The organism is Bradyrhizobium diazoefficiens, from assembly GCF_016616235.1.
Lineage (GTDB): Bacteria > Pseudomonadota > Alphaproteobacteria > Rhizobiales > Xanthobacteraceae > Bradyrhizobium > Bradyrhizobium diazoefficiens_H.
In genome coordinates, this window is sequence record NZ_CP067100.1 from 5286081 (window position 1) to 5311583 (window position 25503).

General features: G+C 64.6%; 27 protein-coding genes. 7 read left to right on the forward strand and 20 right to left on the reverse strand.

Annotation, left to right across the window (positions count from 1 at the left end; translation table 11 throughout):
• Positions 1 to 34 precede the first annotated feature (34 nt).
• Positions 35 to 670 (forward strand): cob(I)yrinic acid a,c-diamide adenosyltransferase, encoded by a 636-nt coding sequence (gene cobO / locus JJB99_RS25255; RefSeq protein WP_200494974.1) that lies wholly within the window; start codon positions 35 to 37, stop codon positions 668 to 670.
• Between the two features lie 5 nt (positions 671 to 675).
• On the forward strand, positions 676 to 2124 hold the full coding sequence (locus JJB99_RS25260; RefSeq protein ID WP_200494975.1) for a cobyric acid synthase: 1449 nt from the start codon (positions 676 to 678) through the stop codon (positions 2122 to 2124).
• Here JJB99_RS25260 and cobD read toward each other — a convergent pair.
• Entirely contained in the window at positions 2113 to 3078 is a 966-nt protein-coding gene (cobD, locus tag JJB99_RS25265) for a threonine-phosphate decarboxylase CobD (protein WP_200500299.1), read from the reverse strand. The genes JJB99_RS25260 and cobD overlap by 12 nt on opposite strands.
• An 11-nt stretch (positions 3079 to 3089) precedes the next feature.
• Positions 3090 to 4031: an adenosylcobinamide-phosphate synthase CbiB gene (gene cbiB, locus JJB99_RS25270; RefSeq protein ID WP_200494976.1), complete on the reverse strand. Its 942-nt coding sequence runs from the start codon at positions 4029 to 4031 to the stop codon at positions 3090 to 3092.
• Positions 4032 to 4153: 122 nt separating this feature from the next.
• Between cbiB and cobU the strand changes: the two genes are divergently transcribed.
• From cobU to bluB, 3 genes are read left to right on the forward strand one after another with little or no spacing between them, the layout of a single operon-like run.
• Positions 4154 to 4657, forward strand: a complete 504-nt coding sequence (gene cobU / locus JJB99_RS25275) for a bifunctional adenosylcobinamide kinase/adenosylcobinamide-phosphate guanylyltransferase (RefSeq protein WP_200494977.1) — start codon at positions 4154 to 4156, stop codon at positions 4655 to 4657.
• Positions 4654 to 5436 (forward strand): adenosylcobinamide-GDP ribazoletransferase, encoded by a 783-nt coding sequence (cobS, locus tag JJB99_RS25280; protein WP_200494978.1) that lies wholly within the window; start codon positions 4654 to 4656, stop codon positions 5434 to 5436. The genes cobU and cobS overlap by 4 nt, the downstream gene beginning before the upstream one ends.
• 4 nt (positions 5437 to 5440) lie before the next feature.
• Positions 5441 to 6073 carry a 5,6-dimethylbenzimidazole synthase gene (gene bluB / locus JJB99_RS25285; protein ID WP_200494979.1) on the forward strand — a complete coding sequence of 211 codons (633 nt, stop codon included), beginning with the start codon at positions 5441 to 5443 and terminating at the stop codon, positions 6071 to 6073.
• Positions 6074 to 6270: 197 nt separating this feature from the next.
• Here bluB and JJB99_RS25290 read toward each other — a convergent pair whose 3' ends face one another.
• The 3 genes from JJB99_RS25290 to JJB99_RS25300 all read right to left on the reverse strand — a co-directional run bounded on the left by JJB99_RS25290 (position 6271) and on the right by JJB99_RS25300 (position 8460).
• Positions 6271 to 6627 carry a hypothetical protein gene (locus JJB99_RS25290; protein WP_246774990.1) on the reverse strand — a complete coding sequence of 119 codons (357 nt, stop codon included), beginning with the start codon at positions 6625 to 6627 and terminating at the stop codon, positions 6271 to 6273.
• 493 nt (positions 6628 to 7120) lie between these two features.
• Positions 7121 to 7519: a hypothetical protein gene (locus JJB99_RS25295; RefSeq protein WP_200494980.1), complete on the reverse strand. Its 399-nt coding sequence runs from the start codon at positions 7517 to 7519 to the stop codon at positions 7121 to 7123.
• A 47-nt stretch (positions 7520 to 7566) separates the two neighbouring features.
• On the reverse strand, positions 7567 to 8460 hold the full coding sequence (locus JJB99_RS25300) for a LysR family transcriptional regulator (RefSeq protein WP_200494981.1): 894 nt from the start codon (positions 8458 to 8460) through the stop codon (positions 7567 to 7569).
• Between the two features lie 129 nt (positions 8461 to 8589).
• On the opposite strand from JJB99_RS25300, the gene JJB99_RS25305 reads away from it, so the two are divergent.
• Together JJB99_RS25305 and JJB99_RS25310 are read left to right on the forward strand one after the other, a co-directional pair.
• A complete protein-coding gene (locus JJB99_RS25305) occupies positions 8590 to 9528 on the forward strand; it encodes a ring-cleaving dioxygenase (protein WP_200494982.1) in 939 nt (312 codons plus the stop codon).
• Entirely contained in the window at positions 9525 to 10145 is a 621-nt protein-coding gene (locus tag JJB99_RS25310; RefSeq protein WP_200494983.1) for an alpha/beta hydrolase, read from the forward strand. The genes JJB99_RS25305 and JJB99_RS25310 overlap by 4 nt, the downstream gene beginning before the upstream one ends.
• Positions 10146 to 10186: 41 nt before the next feature.
• On the opposite strand, the gene JJB99_RS36965 is transcribed toward JJB99_RS25310, so the two are convergent.
• The 15 genes from JJB99_RS36965 to JJB99_RS25380 form a co-directional block, all read right to left on the reverse strand.
• Positions 10187 to 10294, reverse strand: coding sequence for a hypothetical protein (locus tag JJB99_RS36965; protein ID WP_246774991.1), 108 nt, complete (start codon positions 10292 to 10294; stop codon positions 10187 to 10189).
• Between the two features lie 11 nt (positions 10295 to 10305).
• Positions 10306 to 10473: a hypothetical protein gene (locus tag JJB99_RS36345; RefSeq protein WP_246774992.1), complete on the reverse strand. Its 168-nt coding sequence runs from the start codon at positions 10471 to 10473 to the stop codon at positions 10306 to 10308.
• Positions 10474 to 10853: 380 nt separating this feature from the next.
• A complete protein-coding gene (locus tag JJB99_RS25320) occupies positions 10854 to 11831 on the reverse strand; it encodes an ABC transporter substrate-binding protein (protein WP_200494984.1) in 978 nt (325 codons plus the stop codon).
• 400 nt (positions 11832 to 12231) lie between these two features.
• A complete protein-coding gene (locus JJB99_RS25325) occupies positions 12232 to 13728 on the reverse strand; it encodes an ABC transporter substrate-binding protein (RefSeq protein ID WP_200494985.1) in 1497 nt (498 codons plus the stop codon).
• A gap of 55 nt (positions 13729 to 13783) precedes the next feature.
• Positions 13784 to 14785: an ABC transporter ATP-binding protein gene (locus tag JJB99_RS25330; protein WP_200494986.1), complete on the reverse strand. Its 1002-nt coding sequence runs from the start codon at positions 14783 to 14785 to the stop codon at positions 13784 to 13786.
• Complete coding sequence (locus JJB99_RS25335; RefSeq protein WP_200494987.1) at positions 14782 to 15795, reverse strand: ABC transporter ATP-binding protein; 1014 nt, start codon at positions 15793 to 15795, stop codon at positions 14782 to 14784. Before JJB99_RS25335 ends, JJB99_RS25330 begins: the two co-directional genes overlap by 4 nt.
• Before the next feature lie 2 nt (positions 15796 to 15797).
• Positions 15798 to 16691, reverse strand: coding sequence for an ABC transporter permease (locus JJB99_RS25340; protein ID WP_200494988.1), 894 nt, complete (start codon positions 16689 to 16691; stop codon positions 15798 to 15800).
• A complete protein-coding gene (locus JJB99_RS25345; RefSeq protein ID WP_200494989.1) occupies positions 16688 to 17638 on the reverse strand; it encodes an ABC transporter permease in 951 nt (316 codons plus the stop codon). The genes JJB99_RS25340 and JJB99_RS25345 overlap by 4 nt, the downstream gene beginning before the upstream one ends.
• 83 nt (positions 17639 to 17721) lie before the next feature.
• Complete coding sequence (locus JJB99_RS25350; RefSeq protein ID WP_200494990.1) at positions 17722 to 19143, reverse strand: amidase; 1422 nt, start codon at positions 19141 to 19143, stop codon at positions 17722 to 17724.
• 123 nt (positions 19144 to 19266) lie between these two features.
• Positions 19267 to 20202: a carbohydrate kinase family protein gene (locus JJB99_RS25355; protein ID WP_200494991.1), complete on the reverse strand. Its 936-nt coding sequence runs from the start codon at positions 20200 to 20202 to the stop codon at positions 19267 to 19269.
• Positions 20203 to 20207: 5 nt separating this feature from the next.
• Positions 20208 to 21854, reverse strand: coding sequence for an FGGY-family carbohydrate kinase (locus JJB99_RS25360; RefSeq protein WP_200494992.1), 1647 nt, complete (start codon positions 21852 to 21854; stop codon positions 20208 to 20210).
• A gap of 38 nt (positions 21855 to 21892) precedes the next feature.
• The gene (locus tag JJB99_RS25365; protein ID WP_200494993.1) at positions 21893 to 22666 is read right to left on the reverse strand and encodes an SDR family NAD(P)-dependent oxidoreductase; all 774 of its coding nucleotides are present in this window, start codon (positions 22664 to 22666) and stop codon (positions 21893 to 21895) included.
• A gap of 30 nt (positions 22667 to 22696) precedes the next feature.
• Positions 22697 to 23704: an ABC transporter ATP-binding protein gene (locus JJB99_RS25370; protein WP_200494994.1), complete on the reverse strand. Its 1008-nt coding sequence runs from the start codon at positions 23702 to 23704 to the stop codon at positions 22697 to 22699.
• 16 nt (positions 23705 to 23720) lie between these two features.
• Positions 23721 to 24551 carry a carbohydrate ABC transporter permease gene (locus JJB99_RS25375; RefSeq protein ID WP_200494995.1) on the reverse strand — a complete coding sequence of 277 codons (831 nt, stop codon included), beginning with the start codon at positions 24549 to 24551 and terminating at the stop codon, positions 23721 to 23723.
• A 3-nt stretch (positions 24552 to 24554) separates the two neighbouring features.
• Positions 24555 to 25427 (reverse strand): carbohydrate ABC transporter permease, encoded by an 873-nt coding sequence (locus JJB99_RS25380; RefSeq protein WP_200494996.1) that lies wholly within the window; start codon positions 25425 to 25427, stop codon positions 24555 to 24557.
• Positions 25428 to 25503 lie beyond the last annotated feature (76 nt).

A 25503-nucleotide genomic window follows, 5' to 3' on the forward strand; every position in this document is an offset into this window, starting at 1 on the left:
GGCCGCCTCTTGTCAAGCCGAAGGACCGGGACCGATGACGCCTGAACCGGAAACCCAAACAGCTGAGCAAACTGACGCCCGGCACGCCCAGAAAATGGCTAAGAAGAAGGCCGCCCGCGACAAGATCATGGCGACCAAGAGCGGCGAAAAGGGCCTCATCATCGTCCACACCGGCGCCGGCAAGGGCAAGTCGTCCTCGGCCTTCGGCATGATCGTGCGCTGCGTCGCCCATGGCTTCCCTTGCGCGGTGGTGCAGTTCATCAAGGGCGCCTGGGACACAGGCGAGCGGCGCCTGCTCACTGGCCATTTTGGCGAGCTCTGCCAGTTCCACGCGATGGGCGAAGGTTTTACCTGGGAGACGCAGGACCGCGCCCGCGACATCGCCGCTGCGCGCGCCGGGTGGGACAAGGCCAAGGAGCTGATATCAGACTCGAACTTGCGCATGGTCGTGCTGGACGAGATCAACATCGCACTGCGCTACGACTATCTCGACGTCGCGGAAGTGGTCGAATTCCTGACGACGCAGAAGCCTGCGATGACGCATGTCGTGCTCACCGGACGCAACGCCAAGGACGAGCTGATCGAGATCGCCGATCTCGTCACGGAGATGACGCTAGTCAAGCATCCGTTCCGCTCCGGCATCAAGGCGCAGGCCGGCGTCGAGTTCTAAAATCGATGGCACGCGCGCTGATGATCCAGGGGGCCGGCTCGGACGTGGGCAAATCGCTCATCGTCGCCGGCCTCGCGCGCGCCTTCACGCGGCGGGCCTTGCGCGTGCTGCCCTTCAAGCCGCAGAACATGTCGAACAATGCCGCCGTCACGGTCGATGGCGGCGAGATCGGCCGCGCCCAGGCGTTGCAGGCGCTGGCCGCCGGCGTCGAGCCGCACACCGACATGAACCCGGTGCTGCTCAAGCCCGAAACCGATGTCGGCGCGCAGGTCATCGTCCAGGGCAAGCGCATCGCCACCGCGCGTGCGCGCGACTACGCGGCGATGAAGCCCTCCTTGATGGGCGCAGTGCTGGAGAGTTTTGAGCGGCTGAAGGCGCGCGCCGATCTTGTCCTCGTCGAAGGCGCCGGCAGTCCGGCCGAGGTCAATTTGCGCAAGGCCGACATCGCCAATATGGGCTTTGCCCGCAAGGCCGACGTGCCCGTCGTGCTGGTCGGCGACATCGACCGCGGCGGCGTCATCGCCCAGCTCGTCGGCATCAAGACGGTGATCGACCCCGACGATGCCACGATGATCCAGGGTTTCGTCATCAACAAGTTCCGCGGCGATCCCACGCTGTTCGACGACGGCTACAGGCTGATCGAGCAAAAGACCGCGTGGCGCGGCCTTGGCGTGCTGCCGTGGTTTTCGCGCGCCGGCGAGCTGCCGGCCGAAGACGCGCTGGGCCTGAGCGATGCGCGCAAGCCCGGCCAGCGCAAGATCGCCTGCCTCGCGCTGTCGCGGATCGCCAATTTCGACGATCTCGATCCGCTCAAGCTCGAGCCAGGCGTCGATCTCGTGATGGTGCGTCCGGGCGAAGCCGTTCCGGGCGATGTACGCCTCGTCATCATCCCCGGCTCAAAGTCCACCCGCGGCGATCTCGCTTTCCTGCGCGCGCAGGGCTGGGACATCGATCTCCTCGCGCACCACCGCCGAGGCGGCCATGTGCTCGGTCTCTGCGGCGGCTATCAGATGCTCGGCCGCAGCGTTGCCGATCCTGAAGGCATCGAAGGCCCCGCGGGCGACACGCCTGCCCTCGGGCTCCTGGATGTGGAGACGGTGATGAGCCCGCAGAAGACGCTGACGCGTGTTTCGGCCGTGCACGCTGCGACGGAGCAACCGATCGAGGCTTACGAAATCCATATCGGCCGCACCGACGGCCCCGATCGGGCGCGCCCGTTCGCAAAGCTGAACGGCGAGCCGGAAGGCGCGGTCTCGCGCGATGGCCGGGTGCAGGGCAGCTATCTGCACGGCCTGTTTACGTCGGATCAGTTTCGCAAAGCGTTTTTGGGGAAACTCGATATTCCCGCAGGCCATGAGCCCTATCACGCCAGGGTCGAAAGCGCGCTCGATGCCCTCGCCGATCACATCGAAAAGCACCTCGACGTCGAAGGCCTCCTCGCGCTAGCGCGCTAGAATATTGGCGAGGCGCGTCCATTCGGCTTCGCTGCCGGGAAGGCCGAGCCGCAGCCATGTCGGCGCTTTCGCGAACACGCGCGACCAGATCTGGCCGCGCGCGAGCTTCTCCTGCGCGGCGAGCGCATCAGGCGTCTCGTAGAGACGAAACAGCGTCGTGCCGCCGATGAGCCGCCAGCCTTGCGCTTGCGCCATCGCATCGAGACGAACACAGTCGCGGGCAAGTCGCGCCGACGTGGCCGCTGCCCAGCCATCATCGCGCAATGCGCGGCAGCCGATTGCGATGGCCGGTCCGGACACGGGCCATGGACCTGACATTGCCGCGAGCTTGCCGATGTCGGCCGCATTGCCGATCGCGAACCCAAGCCGCAGGCCGGCAAGACCATAGAATTTTCCGAACGAGCGGAGGATCAGCAGTCCCGGCCGATCCGCTTGCGGCGCAAGCGACAGCTGCGGAACGGCGTCGGCAAAGCTCTCGTCCACCACGAGACGGCCGACGCGGGGCAGCAGCGCCAGCAGATCCTCTAGTGCAAAATTGCGGCCGTCGGGATTGTTGGGATTGACGACCACCGCGATATCCGCTCCAGCCAGCGCCTCGAGTACGCCGACCTCCTGGACATCCCAACCCGAAGTGACCAGCACGCCGGCATATTCATTGTAGGTCGGCGCGAGGACGCGCGCGCGGCCGGCTGGCGCGAGTTGCGGCAGCAGTTGAATGGCGGCCTGCGCGCCGCCTATCGCGACGATAGCAGCATTCGTGCGATAAGCGTGCTGCGCCGCCTGATGCAGGGCCTGGATCTCGGTGCGCGACGGCAGAGCGCTCCACGCGTGCGCGCTCACCTCGCCCACGGGATAAGGCTGCCGGTTGATCCCGGTCGACAGATCGATCCAGTCTTCCGCGCGACCGCCAAACCGCTGCTGGGCCAGATCGAGATTTCCACCGTGCTCGCGCATGTCCTGTTGTTTCACGCGAAGGCCAGGATCGCAAGGAGGCCCGCGAGCAGCAGCATGGCGCGGCGGTAGACCGCCAGTCCCTCAGCGATATCCGCAGCCAGCGGATCGCGCGCAACTTCGTTCAGCCACGGCTCGTCGGTCGCGCTGCCGTGATAGACGCGAGGACCGCTGAGCCGCACTCCAAGGACGCCGGCCATCGCGGCTTCCGGCCAGCCCGCATTGGGCGAGCGGTGACGGCGCGCATCCCGCGTCATACACGACAGTGCCTCCGATCGTCGTGGTGCCAGCAATACGAACAGAAATCCGGTCAGGCGCGCCGGGATGAAGTTGGCGACATCGTCGATGCACGCAGCCGCCCAGCCAAAGGCCTCGTGGCGCTCGCTGCGATGGCCGATCATGGAGTCCAGCGTGTTGATTGCCTTGTAGCCGAGGATGCCAGGCAAGCCGAACAGCGCGCCCCAGAGCACCGGCGCAACGATGCCGTCGGAGGCGTTCTCGGCGAGGCTCTCGATCGCCGCGCGCGCGATGCCGGCTTCATCGAGCGCCGCCGGATCGCGGCCAACAATACGCGAGACCGCCTCGCGCGCACCGGCGATGTCGCCGGCCCGCAACGGTTTGGCGACATCAGCGACATGATCATGCAGCGAGCGCAGCGCGACCAGAGGCCAGGCCAGGATTCCGACCAGCACGATCTGCATCCAGCCCGAAGGCAGCAGAGACTGAAACACCCAGCCAATCGCGACGCAGAGTGCGATCACCGCGAGCGCTCCGGCGACACCCGCAGCGCGGCGCAGCGCCGGCGGATCGGAACCGCGATTCCAGCCGGCATCGATGTCACCGATCAGCCGGCCCAGCCAGGTCACGGGGTGGCCGATCCGCGCAAACAGCCATGACGGCCAGCCCAACAGGGCATCCACCGCCATCGCCACCACCATCGCGCCCGCAAAACCCACGTCCGCCTCCCGTCCCGCCCCTGTTGCGCAAAGCAAGGCCCGGGCGCAAGCCCCCGGCTCGCTGATTTCGGCTTTGTCTTTGGCCGCGTTTGGTGATTAGTCGGGCCCCACAGGAGAGTTTGATGGCCGTCATCTTGATCACGGGCGGGGCGCGATCGGGCAAGAGCAAACGTGCGGAAATGCGCACGCTCTCCTTTCCCGGGCAGCCCGTGTATATCGCCACGGCCGAGGCGTTAGACACCGAAATGGAGGCGCGCATTGAAAGGCATCGCGCGCGACGCGGAACCGACTGGATCGAGCGCGAGGTGCCGCTCGACCTGGTGCAGGCCTTGGTCGAAACCGAGGGCGGTGGCGCGAGACTGGTCGATTGCCTGACGCTCTGGCTGTCCAACCTGCTGCATTCCGAGCGCGACTGGTCGCGCGAGGTGACGCATCTCGCCGACGTTCTCCCCCGCTTGCGGAGTCCGGTCATCATGGTCAGCAACGAGGTCGGCCTTGGTATCGTGCCCGACAACGCGCTGGCGCGCGCCTATCGTGATGCCGCCGGGATCATGAACCAGACGTTCGCCGGCGTTGCCGACGAGGTCGAATTCATCGTCGCCGGCTTGCCGATGAAATTGAAATGATGCCGCGCGCCGAGTTTCTCAAAGATGTCATCGCCGATCTCAGGATGGCGGCATCGTTCGTGACGATCCTCCCCGTGACATCGTCGAAGCCCGCAGCCGACGGCGCGGTCGCGCGCGCGACCTGGGCGCTTCCGCTTGCGGGGCTGCTGGTCGGCCTTGCCGGCGCTTTCGTCTACAAGGTCGCCATCCGCTTCGGGTTGACACCGAACCTTGCGGCCCTGCTCACACTCACCACGACCGCCCTCATCACCGGCGCGCTGCACGAGGACGGGCTTGCCGATACCGCGGACGGCCTCGGCGGCGGCCGCACGCGCGAGCGCAAGCTCGAGATCATGCGCGACAGCAGGATCGGCACTTATGGCGTCTGCGCGCTGATGCTGTCGTTCGGCCTGCGCTGGAGCGCGCTCGCGGCGATCGCAAGTCCCTGGCCCGTCATGCTGGCGCTATGCGCTGCGCACACCGCGGCGCGCGCGGGCGTGCCGGCCTTCATGTCGCTGGTCCCGCCGGCGCGGCCTGACGGGCTATCGGCGAGCGCGGGAGTGCCGCCGGGCCGCAGCGTCGCCATCGCCTTCGCGCTTGGAACGCTCGCGCTTGCGCTGGCGTTGGGGCCAGGCAAGGCGCTGGTTGGTCTGATCCTGCTCTCGCTCGCCGGCCTGATGCTGGCGCGGCTTGCCATCCGCCAGGTCGGCGGCCAGACCGGCGACATCCTCGGCGCGTTCGAGCAGATCGGTGAGATCCTGATCCTGCTGGTCGCCGCAGCTTTCCAGATGGGACGCTGACCTCATGGTCGAGTTCGACGACATCTTTCGTCAGCATCTGCGCGAGCTGTTCGTGTGGCGGCGCGACGTGCGACGTTTTCGCAGCGATTCCCTGCCGGATGGCGCGATCGAGCGGCTGATCGAAACCGCCTGCCTCTCACCCTCGGTCGGCCTCAGCCAGCCCTGGCGCTTCGTCATCGTCGATGATGCTGCACGCCGCCACGCCGTGATCGACGACTTTAGGGCGTGCAACGCCGATGCGCTGAACTGCTATTCCGGCGAACGCGCCGCACGCTATGCCACGCTGAAACTGTCGGGCCTCGAACAGGCCCCCGGCCACCTCGCGGTGTTCGCCGACAAGGCCAGCGAGATCGGTCACGGTCTCGGCCGCGCCACCATGCCGGAGATGACGGAATATTCCGTGGTCGCCGCGATCACCGCGACGTGGCTCGCCGCGCGCGCGGAAGGCATCGGGATGGGCTGGGTGTCGATCCTGAACCCTGCACGCATCCACGCCATTCTCGATGTGCCTGATACCTGGAAGTTCATCGCCTATCTCTGCATCGGCTACCCCGAGGCCGAATGCGACCGGCCCGAACTGGAGCAGGCGAAATGGGAACACCGGCGCAGCGCGGAGGAATTCACGCTGCGGCGCTAGAGCAGCAGACCTTCGCAGCGCCTTGCGGCGCAGACTGCTTTTGGGTCCATGCAGACCAACCGCGGGGAGATTCGTAGGATGGCTCTTGCGAAACCCATCGTACGTTTTTCGCGATAACGTCGCACCATGGCCGCGTACCGCCGCAACTTTGTTCCGGGTAGAGATGGGTTTCGCAAGAGCTCAACCCATCCTACGAGTTAAACAGGGTAGCGCCATTTCAACGCGCGGCGCAGGAAAAGCAGAGCCACAATGATCGCGAGGGCGGCGAGCCAGAGGAAAGCTGGGACGGGCGACTGATTGTGTATGTGGGCAATGTACAACACGAGGCCCAATAGAACAGCTACCAGCGCGTTCGATACCCAATACAAGGGTGAGAGCCCAATTCCCGTTGCTGCGAGTTCAGCGGCTCGTTCGCGCGCTTTTGCTGCGCGCCACCAACAAAAGCCGAAGAATGCAAGAGCAACAAGCCAGACCATTCCAGCACAATCAATTCGATTTGCGGCGTTCGTCTTCGAACGGCGGACGACTGAGATGCCTCGTGAGACGCCCTTCATTGCCCCACCCGTAGCGCTTAGCGAACGGAACGTACAGAAGGCAGGCTAAGCCCAACGCTATCAATGCTATAATCAGGTTGAGGCCGAGGAACACGTAGATGCTGGATGTGCCCCCGACGACGAGGACGAGCATTAGGGTGGAACGAATGCTGAAGGGCGACATGCCCGCTAAAGTAGCACGAGGACGCTCTTAGCTGGCAGCTCTCTGACGATTAGGGTTTGCAGACCATTAAGCGCGTAGGATGGGTTGAGCTCTTGCGAAACCCATCGCTCTCATTTGTGCGGACACGCCTCGTCCTTCGAGACGGCCGCTTCGCGGTCTCCTCAGGGTGAGGCTAAACAGCGTCGCGCCGGTCAGAACTGTTGCCACACACTCCGCCCTCATCCTGTGGGCCCGCCAGAGGCGGGCGTCTCGAGGATGCGCCGCAGGGAAACTGCGAAGAGATGGGTTTCGCAAGCGCTCAAGCCATCCGGTGAGGTCTGTTTCCTTAGTTCAGCCGGAAACCGTCGCACGACGCACGATGATCCGCTCGTCTTCTTCAAGATACTTGAACTCGTCGTTGTAATCGCTGTGCACCACCCAGAGATCCTCTGTCCGGCCTTTCACCTCCCGTTCACGAATGAGGACTCGCCCGTCCTTCAAGCCAGTGAGCAAATTGAGGTAATCGAGTTCAATGTAATTGCCCCGAGCATCGGCGAAGATCAGATTGTCGTGCACGTGCCAAGGCACTCCAAGAAAGCCGATTACGCAGTCATCCTCACGTTCAGCGTTTTGAAAGTACAGGACTGCGTTACGGCCGAGGTTGATCTCTATACGATCAGCTGTATCCAATCGCACTATCAGGCCGATTTCGCGGCATAGCTGGTTTACCAGATCGAGGTCGTAGTGCATATTTCAAGCCTTCGATGCGGGCCAGCGAGATATAGCGGACTGAAAGTTCAAACCTCATCGCGCCCAAACCTCTCTACCAGAAAATCGATAAACAGCCGCACCTTCACCGACAAATGCCGCGTCGGCGGATAGACCGCGTACAGCGCGAGCGGCGGCGCGGAATAGTCGTCCAGCACCGTCCGCAGTTCGCCCTTCTTTAACGCATCCGCAGCGATGAACTCCGGCAGCAGCGCCAGCCCCCTGCCTCTGATCGCGACGTCGCGCAGCACTTCGGCATTGTTGACGCAGAGCGACCAGGCCGGCTGGATCCAGTGGTCGCCGTCCGCGCCGGTCAGCTTCCACTGATTGCCTGTCAGCAGGAAGCCGTAGGTCAGCGTCGCATGCTCACGCAGATCCTGCGGATGTCTTGGCGTGCCGTGACGCGCCAGATAATCCGGCGAGGCGCAGATCATGCGCGCCACCGGCATGATTTTTCGCGCGATCAAACTCGAAGATTCCAGCTCCGCAATCCGCAAGGTCACGTCAAAGCCGTCCTGGACGGGATCGAGCAGATCGTCGCTGAGCACGATCTGAAGCTGAAGCTCCGGATATCGCGCCATGAAATCGGCGAGCACGGGACCTAACCGTATCGTGCCGAATGACATCGGCGCGTTGACGCGGAGCAGGCCTCGCGGCGCGGACTGCGCCTGCGTGACCGCCTGGTCCGCCGCTTCGATCTCCGAGAGGATCACGACCGCACGCTCGAAATAGCGCTGGCCGTTCTCGGTCGGGCTGGCGTGGCGGGTGGTGCGGTTCAACAGCTGGACGCCGAGGCTCTCCTCGAGGTCGGCGATGTATTTGCTGATGGCCGAGCGCGACAGCCGCAGCTGGCGGCCGGCCTCGGCGAAGCTGCCGCTTTCAACCACCTTCACGAAGGCCCGGAGGCTCGCGATCTTATCCAAGAGTCGGCTCCGGCCATTGTTTCCAATTCGTAGACATAGCAGTCATATTTGCATGGATTGTCTCCAATCCAAAGCGGAACGATATTTCGCTCCAGAGCAAGACCGCTCCCAAAATTCTGGAGGACGACAATGTCTGGACTGCACCATGTCACTGCGATCGCTGGCGATCCCATCCGCAATTTTGGCTTCTACACCCGCGATCTCGGCCTGCGCTTCGTCAAGAAGACGGTCAATTTCGACGATCCCGGCACCTACCATTTCTATTACGGCGACGAGACCGGCCGTCCCGGGACCATCCTGACCTTCTTCCCCTGGGCCGGCGTGCCCGCTGGCCGCCGCGGCGTCGGCGAGACCCATCAGACTGCCTTTCGCGTGCCGCAGCGCTCGCTCGGCTACTGGACCCAGCGCTTCACCGAGAAGGGCATTCCTTACGAGGCGCTGGAAAAGCGTTTTGGCGAATCCGTGCTGCCGTTCACTGACCCTGATGGCATGGCGTTGGCGCTGGTCGGCATTCCCGGCGCCGAGAACGAGCCCGGCTGGAGCAATGGCGACGTGCCGGCGGAGCATGCGATCCGCGGCTTCCATGGCGTGACCCTGCTGCTCGATAGCGCGGCGAATACGGCTGCTGTCCTCACCGACGTGTTCGGCTTCAAGGAGACCGGGCGCGAAGGCTCGGTGATCCGCTTCAAGGCGACGGGCGATGCCGAGGGCAGCATCGTCGACATCTATGAGGCCAAGGGCTTTTTGCGTGGGCATCAGGGCGGCGGCTCGGTGCACCACATCGCCTTCCGCGCGGCGGACGACGCCGAACAGGGCAAGATGGCGGAAAAGCTCGTGAGCAATCACGGCCTGCATCCGACCGAGCAGCGCGACCGCAACTACTTCCGCTCGATCTACTTCCGCGAGCCCGGCGGCGTGCTGTTCGAGATCGCAACCGACATCCCCGGCTTTGCCGTCGACGAACCGGTCGCGACATTGGGACGCGACTTGAAGCTGCCGAGTTTTCTCGAACAGCATCGCAAGCAGATTGAGAGCGTGCTGCCGAGCCTGGAAGAGAGCGCATCATGACCGACTTCATCCATCGTTACGAGCCCGCACGCGACGCGGGCTCCCCTCCGCTCCTGCTGCTCCACGGCACCGGCGGCGACGAGAACGACCTGCTCGGGCTCGGCAAGATGATCTCGCCCGGTTCCGCTTTGCTCTCGCCGCGCGGCCGCGTGCTCGAGCACGGCATGCCGCGCTTCTTCCGCCGCCTCACCGAGGGCGTGTTCGACGAGGCGGACGTGCGGCGACGCGCGCTCGAGCTCGGCGAGTTCGTCGCGGAGGCGCGGAAGCAATATGGCATCGCCGCGCCGGTGGCGGTCGGCTTCTCCAACGGCGCCAACATCGCAGCCGCGCTGTTGCTGCTCAAGCCGGAGGTGCTGGCGGGCGCGATCCTGTTGCGCGCCATGGTGCCGCTGTCGGATCCGCCCAGCGCGCGGCTCGACGGCAAGCCTGTCCTGCTGCTGTCCGGGCAGACCGATCCGATCGTGCCGGCAAGCAACTCGGCGCAGCTCGCGGCGCTGTTGTCGCAAGCAGGCGCGAGCGTGAGCCACAAGGTCCTGCCGGCAGGCCATCAATTGTCGCAGGCCGACGTGACGCTGGCCCGCAACTGGATCGGCAGTCTCGCCGCGGAAGCCGCATAACTCACGAGCGGCGCGTCGTTCCCGAACGGCGCGCCGCTCCATCACTCGAGCCAGCCGCGGCGCTTGAACCAGATCAGCGGCAACACGCCGCTGGCGATGATCGCAAGCCACGCCAGCGGATAACCAAAGGTCCAGTCCAGCTCGGGCATGTGCTTGAAGTTCAGCCCCAGACCCCGACCAGGATCGTCGGCGGCACGCCGACGACGGAGACGATCGTCGGGATCTTGAACAGCTCGTTCCGCCGGATGTTGATGAAGCCGAGCACGGCGCCGAGTAGCAGCTGGATCTTGTCGATCAGCCGCGTCTCGTAATCGCTGGGCGAAGCCACATCCTTCGCGTGCCGTGGTCGAGGATCACGCGGCTCGACGCCTCGATCTCGCCGAGCGACTCCTCCGACGGGATACGAGTCTTCAGCAAGCGTTCGACGAACTGCTTCTCCTCTTCGGTCGCGTTCAGCAAATCGGCCCAGATGATCCCAGAGGGCATCTCCACGCCGATGCCGAGCCAATCGCCGGACGGCCACCTGTACAGTTTGAGCAATGAGCAAACTTGGTCGCCGCATCGTCATGCCGGAACGTGCATCCGGCTCCATCGGCCCGGCTAACGCATCAGGGTTCCAAAGGTTCGATGCCGTGCGCCACCCCGGCGATGCATCCGGGCAACACGCGGCCGAACACCAGCGCCGGCCCAGGAGCGGGCGTGGCCTACTTATTCGATCACCTCATCGGCGCGAGCGATCAGCATGGCCGGAATTTCTAGCCCGAGCGCCTTTGAGGTCTTGAGATTTATGACCATCTCGAACTTTACAGGTTGTTCAACCGGGATGTCGGCGGGCTTCGCGCCCCCAATAATTTTTGCTACGTAGCCGGCGGACCGGCGGTACATATCCGGAAAGTTAGGGCCATACGACAGCAGCCCTCCTTCTCTGACAAAGGCCGCACCATACCAAACCGATGCAAATCGATAGCGTCCTGCCAACTCGATCAGTCGCTTGCGATGATAGTTCAGGAACGGAGATGCCATAGCTACAAGGGCATCCGCGCCCTGGTCCTTCGCGTGCGCGAACGCACCGTCAAATTCACTGGGATCAGCGGCCTGTACAACCACTGGGTCAAGCTTGAGTGCACGCGCGGTCGCCTGTACCTCAGCCACTCCAGCCTGCCCTACCTTGGGGTCATGCAGGACCATGATCCTCGTCGTTGCGGGTACAGCCTCTTTCAGCACCTCCACGCGTTTGGCTTCCAAATCTGTGCCAGACATCGCCAAACCGGTGACATTACCGCCGGGTCGGCTGAGGCTCTTCACGACTCCGGTGCCAATCGGATCGCTGATGATTGCAAATACAATGGGCGTTTTGGTTCCAGTGGCTATCAGCGCAAGTGTCGTCTCGGAGCCGGCAGTGATGATGACATCGAGATTGCGTTGTCCGAGATCTGCTGCCAGTTGTTTGATGCGGTTTGGATCGCCTTCGCCCCACAGGTAATCAATCTCGATTGTTCTGCCCTCTACAAGGCCATTCTCGAGCAGACCTCGTCTGAACTCTTCGATTTGCCGGGGATCGAAAGCGCCCGGGCTCCCAACGCCCAAATAGGCGACATGGGCGATGTGATCATTCTTCGATTGAGCACACGCTGGCAGAGGCAACGCTGCGGCGCCAAGGCCGGCAATGAAATCACGTCGTCTCATGTTAACTCTGCTAAAAAAAAGCGTCGCGAAATGCCTATCGCAGCCCAGATCCTGGCGCAACTATCCATGGCTCTCAGCCAAGGCGCTGACACGGTCCGAAATCTGAAACGGGTCGCAAGCGGGCCCAAATCCGTCCAGCGCATTTTCGCCCCGCTGACGAGCATCAGCTTCGGAATTCCCGATGATGGCATCATGCCAGTGTTTTGCCCGACGGGTCAAGACATCGCGGATGCTCGGCATCCGCTTCAGCGCACCCCGCAAGCCATTGAAATGACTATCCCCGTCTACTGTGCATGGGGTTGTTTTCAGATTTTTGGTTGGAGCGCTCAAAACAAATGGGCTCTCCCAGATTGGAAGAGGCCATTGTCCAGGCGACAGGGTCGACTTGATCGAGTGGTCACTACTCCCACGACCACGTCGAAAAATCGTTCTCGTATTGCGGGACTTCCTTCCAGACGCCCTTCAGCTTCTTGTTGGTGATGGTGATCAGCTGCGGCTGATAGAGGAAGCCGGCGACCGCGTCGGTCGCCAGCATGCGCTGGGCGTCGCCGAGCAGTTTGGCGCGGGCCGCTTCATCCGGCGTCGAGACGATCTGCTTGTAGAGCGCGTTGAAGGCCTCGTTGTTGTAGCCGAGATAGTAGTCCGGCTCGGTGATCTTGACGAGGTCGAACGGCTCGACATGGCTGACGATGGTGAGATCGTAATTGTGCGGACCGTTGGCCGCGAACACCTGCGACAGCCACTGCGCCCATTCGACGTTCTCGATCTTGGCGACGATGCCGACCTTGGCGAGCTGGGCTGCGAGGATCTCGCCGCCCTGCCGCGCATAGGACGGCGGCGGCAGCTTCAGCGACAATTCCAGCGGCGTGGTGACGCCCGCCTCGCTGAGCAGCTTCTTCGCCTTCTCGGGGTCATAGGGGTTGATACCTGTCGTGTCGACATAGCCGAGCGCGCCCGGCACGTAGAAGCTGCCGATCGGCGTGCCGAAGCCATCGACGGCGCCGTCGATCATCGCCTTGCGGTCGATCGCGGCCAGGATGGCGCGGCGCACGCGGACGTCGTCGAGCGGCTTCTTGCGCTCGTTGATCGCGACGATGGTCTTGGCCCTGGAGCCGCCGACCATGACGTTGAAGCGCGGATCGGCCTTGAACTGCGCGATGGTGCGCTGGGCCGACACGCGCGGGAATGCATCGACGTCGCCCGACAGCAACGCGGCAGTCTGCGCGGCCGGGTCGGAGATGAAGCGGATCGTCACCTTCGACAGCTTGACCGCGGCGGCGCTCCGATAGTCGGCCCATTTGTTCAGGGTGATCGAGGAGCCCTTGGCCCAGGCGGCGAGCTGATAGGGTCCGGTGCCGACCGGCTGCGTGACATTGGTGGCTGCGCTCTTCGGCTCCACGATCGAGCCGCTCGCCTGCCCGAGCAGGAACGGCAGGTTCGGCTCGCCGTATTTCAGGGTGATCACCACCGTGTCGGCGTCGGGCGCATCGACCTTCTCGAAAGCCTGGAACAGGCTCTTGTCCTTGTTGGTGCTAGCAGGCGCCGCGTTGCGCTCGAACGAGAACTTTACCGCGGCGGAATTGAAGGCTTCGCCGTTGTGGAATTTGACGCCCTTGCGCAGCTTGAACGTGTAGGTCTTGAGATCAGGCGATGCGGTCCAGCTCTCTGCCAGCAAGGGCGAGACCGAGCCGTCCTCGTTGATCTTGGTCAGCGTCTCGTAGATGTTGTAGAGCGTGACCTCGGCGATCGCGGCAGCGGCGGCATTGGTGGGATCGAGCCCGGGAGGCTCCAGCGCCATCGCCATGACGACGCTGTCCTTCTTGCCTTGCGCCAGCACCGGCAGCGGCGCCGCGGCGAGCGCTGCGGCAAAAGCGACGATCGATAGTTTCCTGAACATCTCGTAACTCCCCGGCCTGCTTTTCTTTGAGCCTATGCCAATCCTGCGGCGGACACTAACCTTCCACCGCAACTTGCGGCAACGCCATCACCGCCTCCGCCTTATGGCAGGCGGCGAGATGGCTCTCGCCCACCTTGCGTAGCAAGGGCGGAACCTCGCGGCAATGCTGGTCGGCGAACCCGCAGCGCGCGACATAAGGGCATCCGGCCGCAGCGGCCGAGTGCGAGGCGATCACTTGCGCCCCGCGACGCCGCCGGCCGACGGCACGCGCCCGCGGCACGGCCTCCAGCAGCGCCCGCGTGTAAGGATGGGCGCAGCGCTCGAACAGGTCCTCCGGCCTGCCCTGCTCGACGATCCGGCCGAGATACATCACCGCGACCTCATCGCAGAGATAGTCGACCACGGCGAGGTCGTGGCTGATCAGGATGTAGCTGAGGCCGAACTGCTCCTGGAGGTCCTGCATCAGGTTGAGCACCTGGGCCTGCACGGAAACGTCGAGCGCGGAGACCGGCTCGTCGGCGACGATCAGTTTTGGTTGGGTGATCAGCGCCCGCGCGATCGCGATGCGCTGGCGCTGGCCGCCGGAGAATTCGTGCGGGTATTTGTCCATATCGGCATCGCGCGAGCCGACTTGGCGCAGCACCGCGGCGACGCGCGCGCGAAAGGTGGCGCGGTCGGCGCCCTCCAGCACGGTCAGCGGCTCAGCGACGATGCGGGCGATGGTCTGACGCGGATCGAGCGAGCCGTAGGGGTCCTGGAACACCATCTGGAAATCGCGGCGGGCCCGGCGCAGCTCGTCGGGCGGGATGCGATTGAGATCGCGCCCGAGCAGTGTGACCTCTCCCGCGGTCGGCCGCTCCAGCGCCATCACGACCCGCGCAAAGGTCGACTTGCCCGAGCCGGACTCGCCAACGATGCCGAGACTCTTGCCGGCCCGCACTTGCACACTCACGCCGTTGAGCGCGCGCACCTGGCCGGGCGGGCGGAATACGCTTTCACGCGGCAGCATGTAGCGCTGCTCGAGATCCTTCACGTCGAGAAGAGGCGCAGTGCTCATGCGGACAGCGCTCCGACGTTTTCGGCCATCGAGACATCGGTCCTGATGCAGCGGACGCCATGACCGGGCCCGACCTCCACCATCGGCGGCAGCGCGGCGCGGCACCGATCGATCACGAGCGGGCAGCGATCGGCAAAGGTGCAACCCGCCGGCAGATCGGCGAGCTCCGGCACTGTGCCGGAGATCGTCTTCAGTCGTGTCCCCTTGCGCGCGCCGAGCTTCGGGCGGGCGCGGAACAGGCCCTGCGTGTAGGGATGTCCCATGCTGCGGAATACCTCGTCCGTCGGGCCGCTCTCGACCACAGTGCCGCCATACATCACCATCATGCGCTGCACGTTCTCGGCGATGACGCCGAGATCGTGCGAGATCAGGATCATCGACATGCCGCGCTCCTCGACGAGATCGGCGATGAGGTCGAGGATCTGGCCCTGGATGGTGACGTCGAGCGCCGTGGTCGGCTCGTCCGCAATCAACAAATCAGGCTCGCAGGCGAGCGCCATGGCGATAGTCACACGTTGGCGCTGACCGCCGGAGAACTGGTGCGGATAGGCATCGATCCGTTTGGCCGGATCGGGCAGTCCGACCCGGTCCAGCAAGGCGATCGCTTCGCGCCGCGCCTGCGCTGCCGAATATGTCCTGTGACGCCGCAACGGCTCGGCGACCTGATGGCCGATCGTGTGCATCGGGTTGAGCGCGGTCATCGGCTCCTGAAAAATCATGCTGATGCGGTTGCCGCGGAGCCGGCAATAATCCGCATCCGCAAGTCCGACGAGCTCGTTGCCGTCGAGCTTGATGCTGCCGCTGACGATTGCGCTGTCCGGCAACAATCCCATCAGCGACAACGCGGTCACGGATTTGCCGCAGCCGGATTCGCCAACGAGCCCCAGCGTCTCGCCGCGCTTCAGCGCAAAGCTGACGCCGCGCACGGCCTGCGCTGGCCCCCGGCTGGTATTGAGGCGAACGCCGAGATCGGCGACCTCGATCAGCGGCATGTCGGGGCGCTCAGCCATCATCATCGCTCCCGTGCCAGCCGTGGATCGAGCAGATCGCGCAACCCGTCGCCGAGCAGATTGAGGCCGAGCACCGCGATGGCGATCGCCGCGCCCGGATAGACCGCCAGCATCGGCGACTGGAACAACAATGTCTGCGCATCGTTCAGCATGCGCCCCCAGGACGGCTGCGGCGGCTGCGTGCCGAGACCGAGATAGGACAAAGCGGCTTCGGCGAGAATGGCGAGCGCGAATTGAATGGTCGCCTGCACGATCAGGATCGACAGGATGTTCGGCAGCACATGCTCGATCGTGATGCGGAATCTGCCCTTCCCCGACGCCCGCGCCGCCAACACGAATTCGCGCGCCCAGATCGCGTTGGCCGAGCCGCGCGTCAGCCGGATCAGGGTCGGGATCTGGAAGATGCCGATCGCGACGATCGAAGTCACCATGCCCGGCCCCACGACCGCGGCGAGCATGATCGCGGACAGCACGGCCGGAAAGGCGAAGGTGAAGTCGGAGAATCGCATGATGATCTCTTCAGTCCAGCCCCGCCTGGCCGAAGCGATCAGGCCGAGGCAGACGCCGAAGGTGAGACCGATGCTCACCGCGATGATGCCGACCGCAATGGTCGAACGGGCACCAGCGAGCAGCAGCGAGACGATGTCGCGGCCGAAGGGGTCGGTGCCGAGCCAGTGCGCCGCCGATGGAGGCCGAAGCTTCGAGGCGATGTCGATCTCGTAAGGCGACCACGGCGTCCACACCAGCGACAGCAGCGCAGAGGCCAGCACCAGCAGGCTCAGCGCCCCGCCCAGCACAAAACTGCGATGGCGCAGCGCGCGGCGCCAGAACGTGCGTGCCGGCAGCGGGCGTGTTGCGACGGCTGCGTCGATCGGCGTGATCAGCGGCGCGCTCACAGGTCGTGGACCTTGATGCGGGGATCGATAAAGGCATAGAGCACGTCGACCACGAAATTGACGATGACGACCATGGCCGCCAGCAGCATCACGCAGTTGCGCACCACGATCAGGTCGCGATTGGCAATCGACTGAAAGATCAGCCGGCCGAGTCCCGGCAGATAGAACACGTTCTCGATCACGATGGTGCCGGCGAGCAGATTGGCGAATTGCAGCCCCATCACCGTCATCACCGGGATCATGGCGTTCCGCAGCACGTGGCGCCACAGCACCTCGCGCTTGCCGAGCCCCTTCGCGCGCGCCGTGCGAACAAAATCTTCGCGCAGCACCTCGAGCACGGCCGAGCGCGTGACGCGCGCAAGGATCGCCGCCTGCACCACCGCGAGCGAGATCGCCGGCAGCAAGAGCGACTTGATCCCGGGCCAGACGCCCTCATCCCAACCGGCGAAGCCGCCCGCGGAGAGCCATTGCAGCCGCACCGAGAACAGGAGCACCAGCAGGATCGCGAACCAGAAATTCGGCAGCGCAATGCCGATTTGGGTCAGCGACATCACGCCGACATCGCCGAGCTTGTTATGGTTAGCGGCGGTGTAGATGCCGGCCGAGAGCGCCAAGGTCACCGTGATCAGCATCGACATGATCGCGAGCGGGATGGTCAGCACCAGCCGCTCAGCGATCAGGCTGGCGACGGGCGTGCCGTAGACGTAGGAATTGCCGAGATCGCCGATCAGAAGCCCCTTGATCCATTGCAGATAGCGAACCGCCAGCGGCTGATCGAGCCCGAGCTTGACGGTGAGCGCGCGCACCGCATCGGCCGATGCGTCGGCGCCCATCAGCATCTGCGCGGCATTGCCCGGAAGCGCGTCCAGCACCAGGAAAATGATGATGGATGCGCCGACCAGCGTCGCCAGCAATGTCAACACACGTCGGAGGACAAATACGCTCATGCGCGGTCGGGGTCAGGGCTCATCCCTGGCACGATCAACATGTCCGGGCAGCCGAAGCAAGTCCTTTGCGGCATGCCGTCGCGTCATTCCGGCCACCGGGACAGAAGATTGCTTGACGCCTCGAACAGCGCGCTGACCCGCAGCAATTCCGCATCGGCCCGGAAGCGGCCGACGAGCTGGAGCCCGATCGGCAGGCCGTCCCGGCCGAAGCCGCTGGGCAGGCTGACCGCGGGATGCCCGGTCATGTTGAACAGCATGGTCCAGGGGAACCAGTGCGGCCGGACGCTGGCGAAATGCGCCCCATCGACCTCGATGGTACCGAATAGGTCCTGTTCGATCGGCAGCGCGGTGCGCGTCAGCGTGGGCATCGCCAGGAGGTGCCCGCGCGCAAGCAGCGACTGAACGCGGCGGAACAGCGCCGTGCGCGCGAACATCGCCTCTTGGTAGTCGACGCCGCTGACTTCGGTGGCGAGCGCCAGCTGCTTGAGGAAGGTTTCGCTGAGCTCATCCTTGTGCTCGGCCGCAAGCTTTGCAAAGCGCGCGCGCCAGACGGTGTGGTTGATGGCGCGCCATATCGGCTCGATGTCAAAACCCTCGCCGGAAAATTCCTCGAGCTCGGCACCCAAGCTCGCCAGGCGCGCGAGACTCGCCTTGAAGCTGGCCGCGACATCGGCGGACACGGGGCGGCCCGGCGGGGTCAGGCAGTACAGGATCTTTTGCCCGCGCAGGTCGCCGCGCGGGGCGACTGTGCCGACGAAATCCGGCACCGGCAGGCCGATCGACCAGGGATCGCAGGCATCCTCGCCGGCCATCACCTGCATCATCAGTGCGGTGTCGGTGACGGTGCGGGTGGTCGGCGCGACATAGGTCTGATTGCCGAACACATCCAGCGCCTGGCTGTGCGGGATGACCCCGTTGCTCTGCTTCAAGCCGACCACGCCGTTGCAGGCTGCGGGTATCCGCGTCGAACCGCCGCCGTCGGTCGCAATCGCCAGCGGCGCGATGCCGCTCGCAACAACGACGGCCGCACCACCGCTGGAGCCCCCGGAGGAACGCCGCGCGTCCCACGCATTGCGGGTGCGGCCGAACAGCGGCGAGTCGGTCAGGCACTTGCTGCCGAATTCCGGCGTCGTGGTCTTGCCGATCAGGATCGCACCTTCGCTGCGCAGCCGCGCGACCGCGACGGCATCCTCAGTCGGCACATTGTCCTTGTACGGCACAGCGCCGAACGTCGTCTTCACGCCCTTGGTATTGACGATGTCCTTGACGGTGACGGGGATGCCGTGCAGCAGGCCGAGCGCTTCGCCTGCCATCATCTTGCGCTCGGCGTCGCGCGCCGCTTCCATCGCCTCATCGCCACACAGCGTAATGAAACAGTTCAGCTCGCTCTGAAGCGCCTCGGCGCGCGCGAGCACGGCGCTGACAACCTCGACGGGCGAGACCTCCTTGCTGCTGATGCGTTCGCGCAGCTCGGTGGCGGAGAGGAAACAGAGATCATTGCTCATCAGGACAGGCTCGCGTCAGGACGCGCGGACCTTGCCAGCGGGCGTCGGTCCTGTCCATTTCTGCTCACGCATGGCCACAGTCCGCCGGGACATCTCGGCCATCGCAGGCCCCGGACGCGCGGCCTACCAGCTCCAGCTGATCTCGTGGCTCCAGGGCGGATCGGCACCCGGGCGGGTGCAGGTGAGGCCCGCGCAATTGGCGGCAAAGGACAGCACGCGGCGGAGTTCGTCCGCGCCGATATCCTTCAGCCTTTCGCGGGTCATGCGGCCCTGCTTGTGCAGGGCGAACAGCAGCGCGGCCTGAAAGCTGTCGCCTGCGCCAATGGTGTCGGCGACCTCGACCTCAGGCGCAGCGACCTCGATCTGCCCTGCCCCCGCGTGCCAGGCGATGGCGCCGTTGTCGCCGCGGGTGAGGACGACGAGACGCGTGCCCTGCCCGAGCAGCGCGTTGGCGCGCTCGTGATAAGGCTCCTCGCCGAACAGATAGGCGAAGTCGACGTCCGACATCTTGATGAGATCGGCGCCGGCGGCGAACTCCATCATCCGCGCGACATAGGCCGGCTTGTTCTTGACGAGATTCGGCCGGCAGTTCGGATCGAAGGAGATGGTCGAGGAGGCCCGCGCGTCCGCGATCAACGCCTTGGTCTCGGCCGCACCCTGGTCGTTGACAAGCGTGGTCGAGCCGACGTGGACGGCCTCGATGTCTTCGAAGGGGATCGTGCCGCGCCGGTAGGTCCAGTTCCGCGCCGCGGTCCCGGCATCGTAGAACGCATAATGCGACTCGCCGGCGACGATGCGAACGAAGGCAAGCGTGGTCTGGTGATCGCTGCGGGTGGCGAGATCCAGCCGAACGTTGGACGCCGCGGCGTGATCCGCGACCATCTGTCCGAACAGGTCGGTCGAGATGCCGCCGACAAAACCGGTCGGCGCGCCCAGGCGCGCGATGCCGACCGCGACGTTGAGGCAGGAGCCGCCAACCGCCGGCATCAGCGCTTCGCGCCCGGCAGCGTTTTGTGTCGGCACGAAATCGATCAGCGCATCGCCACAGGCAATCAGCATGTCGTTCAACTTCTAGCGATATCGCGCATGGCGGCGCGGCTGCCGCGATCGACCGCGCGCAGCAGCTTGTAGACCTCGCGCTTGCGAGCGTGGAAGGCGGCCATGTCCGGCGCGGTCGGCTCGCTCTTGCCTCCCACCGCCGACATCTTTGCCATAGTCTCGCCGATCGAGGCATAGGCGCCGCCGGCGACCGCACCCAACATCGCCGCGCCCAGCAGCACCGGCTCCTTGGTCTGCGGCAGCGCGACGGCAAGGCCCGTCGTATCGGCCATGATCTGCCGCACCAGCGGGCTGCGGCTCGCCCCGCCGCCCATGATCATGAGGCTGGAGCGGACGCCGTGCGCGGCGAAGGCTTCGATCACCTCGGCCAGCCCGTAAGCGAGCCCGCACAGGCCGGCGATGAACAGCCGCTCCATGGAGCCAGTGTCGGTGTCGAGATCGAGGCCGGCGATCACCGCGCGGGTGTCAGGGTCGGCGTAGGGCGAGCGGTTGCCGATGAATTCGGGGAGGACATGGACGTCGCGGGCGAGCAACGCGGCGCGGCTGGCGCTGCCAGCGCGCGCGATGATGCGGCGCTCGAGGAAGTCGATGAGGTCGAGCCCTTCGTTGCGCGCGGCCGCGCTCGCCTCGGCATGGCCCGGATTCGATTTGAGGAGATGGTCGATCGCAGCGCCCGCGGCCGACTGGCCGCCCTCGTTGAGCCAGAAGTCCGGCACCATGCCGGAATAATAAGGACCCCACACGCCCGGCACGAAGCACGGCTGCGTGGTCGTCGCCATGATACAGGCCGACGTTCCCATGATGTAAGCGAGGCGATCGGTGACATCCGTCGTTCCGCCCGACCCGTCACGCCCGCCGATCGCCCCGATGCCGCCAGCATGCGCATCGATCAGGGACGCGCCGACCGGCGTGCCCGGCGACAGGCCGAACTCGGCCGCGGCGGCGCGGGTAAGCCCTTCGCCGAGCCGGGTACCAGGCGCGACGATGTCGGTGCCGATCCGGGCGTATTTCTCGTTGACGAACTCCGACAGGCCGATGCGCTTGAAGAACTGCGCGCTCCAGCCGCCGCCGTCATGAGCGAGATAGTTCCACTTACAGGTGACCGTGCAGGTCGAGCGCTGGAGCGAGCCGGTGGCGCGCCAGGTCAGATAGTCTGCCAGATCAAAAAAATGCCCGGCGGTATCGAAGCTCGCGCGCATGTGCCGCTTCAACCATAGCAGCTTCGGCATCTCCATCTCGGGCGAGATCGAGCCGCCGACATAGCGCAGCACGGCGTCTTCGGTCTCGTTGATCAGCCGCGCCTCGGCCGTGGCGCGATGGTCCATCCAGACGATGACGTTGCGCTGCGGCATGCCCGAGGCGCTGACCGTGAGCGGCTCGCCCTCGCGGTCCAGCACCACGAGCGAACAGGTGGCGTCGAAGCCGATGCCGCCGACGCCATCGGGCGCGATGGCGGCTTCCGCCATCGCCGCCCGCACCGACTTGATACAGGCGTCCCAGATGTCCTGCGAGGACTGCTCGACGATGTCGCCGGCCTCGTGCCAGATCCGGATCGGATGCCGTGCGGTCGCAAGCAGCGTGCCGGCCTCATCAAATACCCCTGCCCGCGTGCTCGTGGTCCCCACATCGACGCCGATATACGCTCGCGGCATGGTCGCTCCCGGAAGCTCTCGTCAGTTTTGACGCAAGCCTACCAGCAAGTGTAGCCGCCATCCACCAGCACGATGCTGCCGGTCATCAGGCTCGCGGCCTCCGAGGCGAGGAACAGCACGACGGAGGCGATCTCCTCGACCTGCCCCATTCGCGCCATCGGGGTTCCACCGATCCAGGCGTCGTACATTTTTGGATTGCTCTTCACGAAAGCATTAAGCGGCGTTTCGATATAGGTCGGCGCCACCGCATTGACCCGGATGCCGCGGGCGCCCCATTCGGCCGCGAGCGACTTGGTCAGATGATGCACGCCGGCCTTGGAGGCGTTGTAGAAGCACTGTTCCTGCGGCTTGTTGACGATGAAGCCGGACATCGAGCCGACATTGACGATGGCGCCGCTTCCCGCCTTCAACATGTGCTTGCCGAATTCGCGGCAGCACCAGAAGGTGCCGTTGAGATTGACGTCGATGACGTTGAGCCAGTGCTCGTCGGTGACGGTCTCAGCCGGGGTCTCGCTGCGCGCAATACCGGCATTGTTGACGAGGATGTCGACCTTGCCATGGCGGGCCACAAGGTCGCCCGCGACCTCGGCCACGCGCCTGGTATCGGTCACGTCCATGACCGCGGTCTCGATCTCGTAGCCTTTCGCTTTCAGCTCGGCTTTCGCGGTGTCGGCGACCTTGCTGTCGCGGTCTCCGATGATGACCTTGGCTCCGGCCTCGGCCAGCGCCTCCGCGCAGGCAAGCCCGATGCCCTGCCCGCCGCCAGTGATGAACGCGGTCTTGCCGCTCAGCTTGAATTTTTCCAGGTACATGGTCGTTTTCCGTTTTCTTGCCGTTTCTTGTCAGCCGCGAAGCGCGTTGCCGCTCTGGTCGAAGCGGTGGATGCGTGCGGGGTCCGGCACCAGCAACACCCGGTCGCCGGCATGCAGGCTCAGTTCGCCGATGTAACGCGCGGTCAGCATACCGAGGGGGCCCGCATCGACATACAGAAAGGTGTCGCTGCCGAGATGTTCGGCGACGGCGATGGTTCCCTGCCAGCCCCCGGTGCCGTCTCGTTCGATCTTCAGATGCTCCGGCCGTACGCCGATGGTGGTTGCGCCCTGCTGTTTGGCGAGCTCGCCCGTGACGAAATTCATCTTGGGCGAGCCGATGAAGCCGGCGACGAAGAGATTGGCAGGCCGCTCATAGAGCTCCAGCGGCGAGCCGTATTGCTCGATCTTGCCGCCGTTGAGCACGACGATCTTGTCGGCCATGGTCATGGCCTCGACCTGGTCATGGGTGACGTAGATGGCGGTGGTGCCGAGCTGCTTCTGCAGCCGCGTCACCTCGATGCGCATCTGCACGCGTAGCGCAGCATCGAGATTGGAGAGCGGCTCATCGAACAGGAACGCCTTCGGCTCGCGGACGATGGCGCGGCCGATCGCAACGCGCTGGCGCTGGCCGCCGGAGAGCTCGCGCGGCTTGCGGTCGAGATAGGGCGTGAGGTTCAGGGTCGCGGCCGCCGCTTCGACCTTGCGGTTGATCTCGTCCCTGGCAAGGCCGGCCATCTTCAAACCGAAGCCGATATTGCCGCGCACGCTCATATGCGGATAGAGCGCGTAGGACTGGAACACCATCGAGAGCCCGCGCTTGGCCGGCGGCGTGTCGACGACGTTCTTGCCGTCGATCAGGATCTTGCCGCCGCTGACATCCTCAAGCCCGGCGATCAGCCTTAAGAGCGTGGTCTTGCCGCAGCCCGAGGGACCGACGAACACCACGAAGGAGCCGTCGGCGATGTCGAGATCGGCGCCCTTGATGATGTGCACCGGGCCGAAGGACTTCTGCACGTCCTGAAGTGTGATCTGCCCCATGATCCGGCAGCCCCTTTTACTTCACCGCGCCGAAGGTGAGCCCGCGCACGAGCTGCTTCTGGCTGAACCAACCGAGGACGAGGATGGGCGCGATCGCCAGCGTCGAGGCCGCCGACAGCTTGGCCCAGAACAGCCCTTCCGGGCTCGAATAGGACGCGATGAACGTGGTGAGCGGCGCGGCGCTCGACGTCGACAGATTGAGCGTCCAGAACGCCTCGTTCCATGCCAGGATCAAATTGAGCAGCAGCGTGGACGCCAGCCCCGGGATCGCCATCGGCGTCAGCACATAGACGAGCTCGCGGCCTATTGTTGCGCCATCCATGCGCGCGGCTTCGAGGATGTCGCGCGGGATCTCCTTGAAATAGGTGAACAGCATCCAGATCACGATCGGCAGATTTCCGAGGCAGAGGATGAAGACGAGGCCGATGCGGGAATCGAGCAGGCCGAAGCTCTTGTAAATGAGATAGATCGGCACCAGCACGCCGACCGGCGGCATCATCTTGGTCGAGAGCATCCACAGCAGGATGTCCTTGGTGCGCTTGGTCGGCGAGAACGCCATCGACCAGGCCGCAGGTATCGCGATCAGGAGCGCAATCAGCGTCGAGCCGCCGGCGATGATGATCGAGTTCATCGCATGGAGAAAATAGTCGCTGCGCTCCTGCACCGTGGCGTAGTTTTCCGTGGTCCAGTGGAAGAACAGGAACGACGGCGGAATGGCAAAAGCCTCGAGCTCGGTCTTGAAGCTCGCCAGCACCATCCAGAGGATCGGGAAGAAGATCAGGAAGCCGAAGAACCATGCCCCGATCGTCGAGATCATCACGTGCCGCGTAGTTGTCTTGCGCGCCATGATTCAGGCTTCCAGATTGCGGCCGACGATGCGGACCAGGAAGAAGGCGACGACGTTGGCGATCACGACCGCAACGAGGCCCCCCGCCGAGGCGCTGCCGACGTCGAACTGGATCAGCGCCTGCGAATAGATCAGGAAGGCAATGTTGGTAGTCTGAAGACCGGGTCCGCCGCCGGTGGTGACGAAGATCTCGGCGAACACCGTGAGCAGGAAAATGGTCTCGATCAGGATCACCACCGTGATCGGACGCGCCAGATGCGGCAGCGTGATGTAGATGAAGGTCGAGACCGCACTGGCACCGTCCATCTCGGCCGCCTCCTTCTGCTCCTCGTCGAGCGATTGCAGCGCGGTCAGCAGGATCAGCGTCGCGAATGGCAGCCATTGCCATGTCACGATCAGGATCACGGCAAACAGCGGCACGTCGTTGAACCAGTCGATCGGTGTCAACCCGAACAGCGCGGCGAGCCAGGCGAACAGGCCGGACACCGGATGCATCAACAGGTTCTTCCACACCAGCGCGCTCACCGTCGGCATTACGAAGAACGGCGCGATCACCATCAACCGGACGAAATTGCGTCCGATCACGGGCTGGTCCATCAGCAATGCAAGCGGAATGCCAAGCAGGATCGTCAGCGCCAGCACGGAGCCGACCAGCACCAGCGTGTTCTGGAGCGAGGCGAGAAAGGCGGGATCAGTGAGGAAGTAGCGGAAGTTCTCCAGTCCGACGAACGCTTCGGAGCCGGGATCGAGCAGGCTGTAGTGCAATGTCGAGAAATAGATCGTCAGCGCGAGCGGAACGATCATCCAGATGAAGAGCAGCCCGACGGCCGGCGTCAGGAGCGACCGCGCAAGAATCTGCGTCTGCCGGGTTGCCATCAACGCTTCTCCGCTGGCGGGAAGAAGGCGGCCATCCATCCAAAAAGGGTGGATGGCCGCAAGTTTGAGCTCAGGA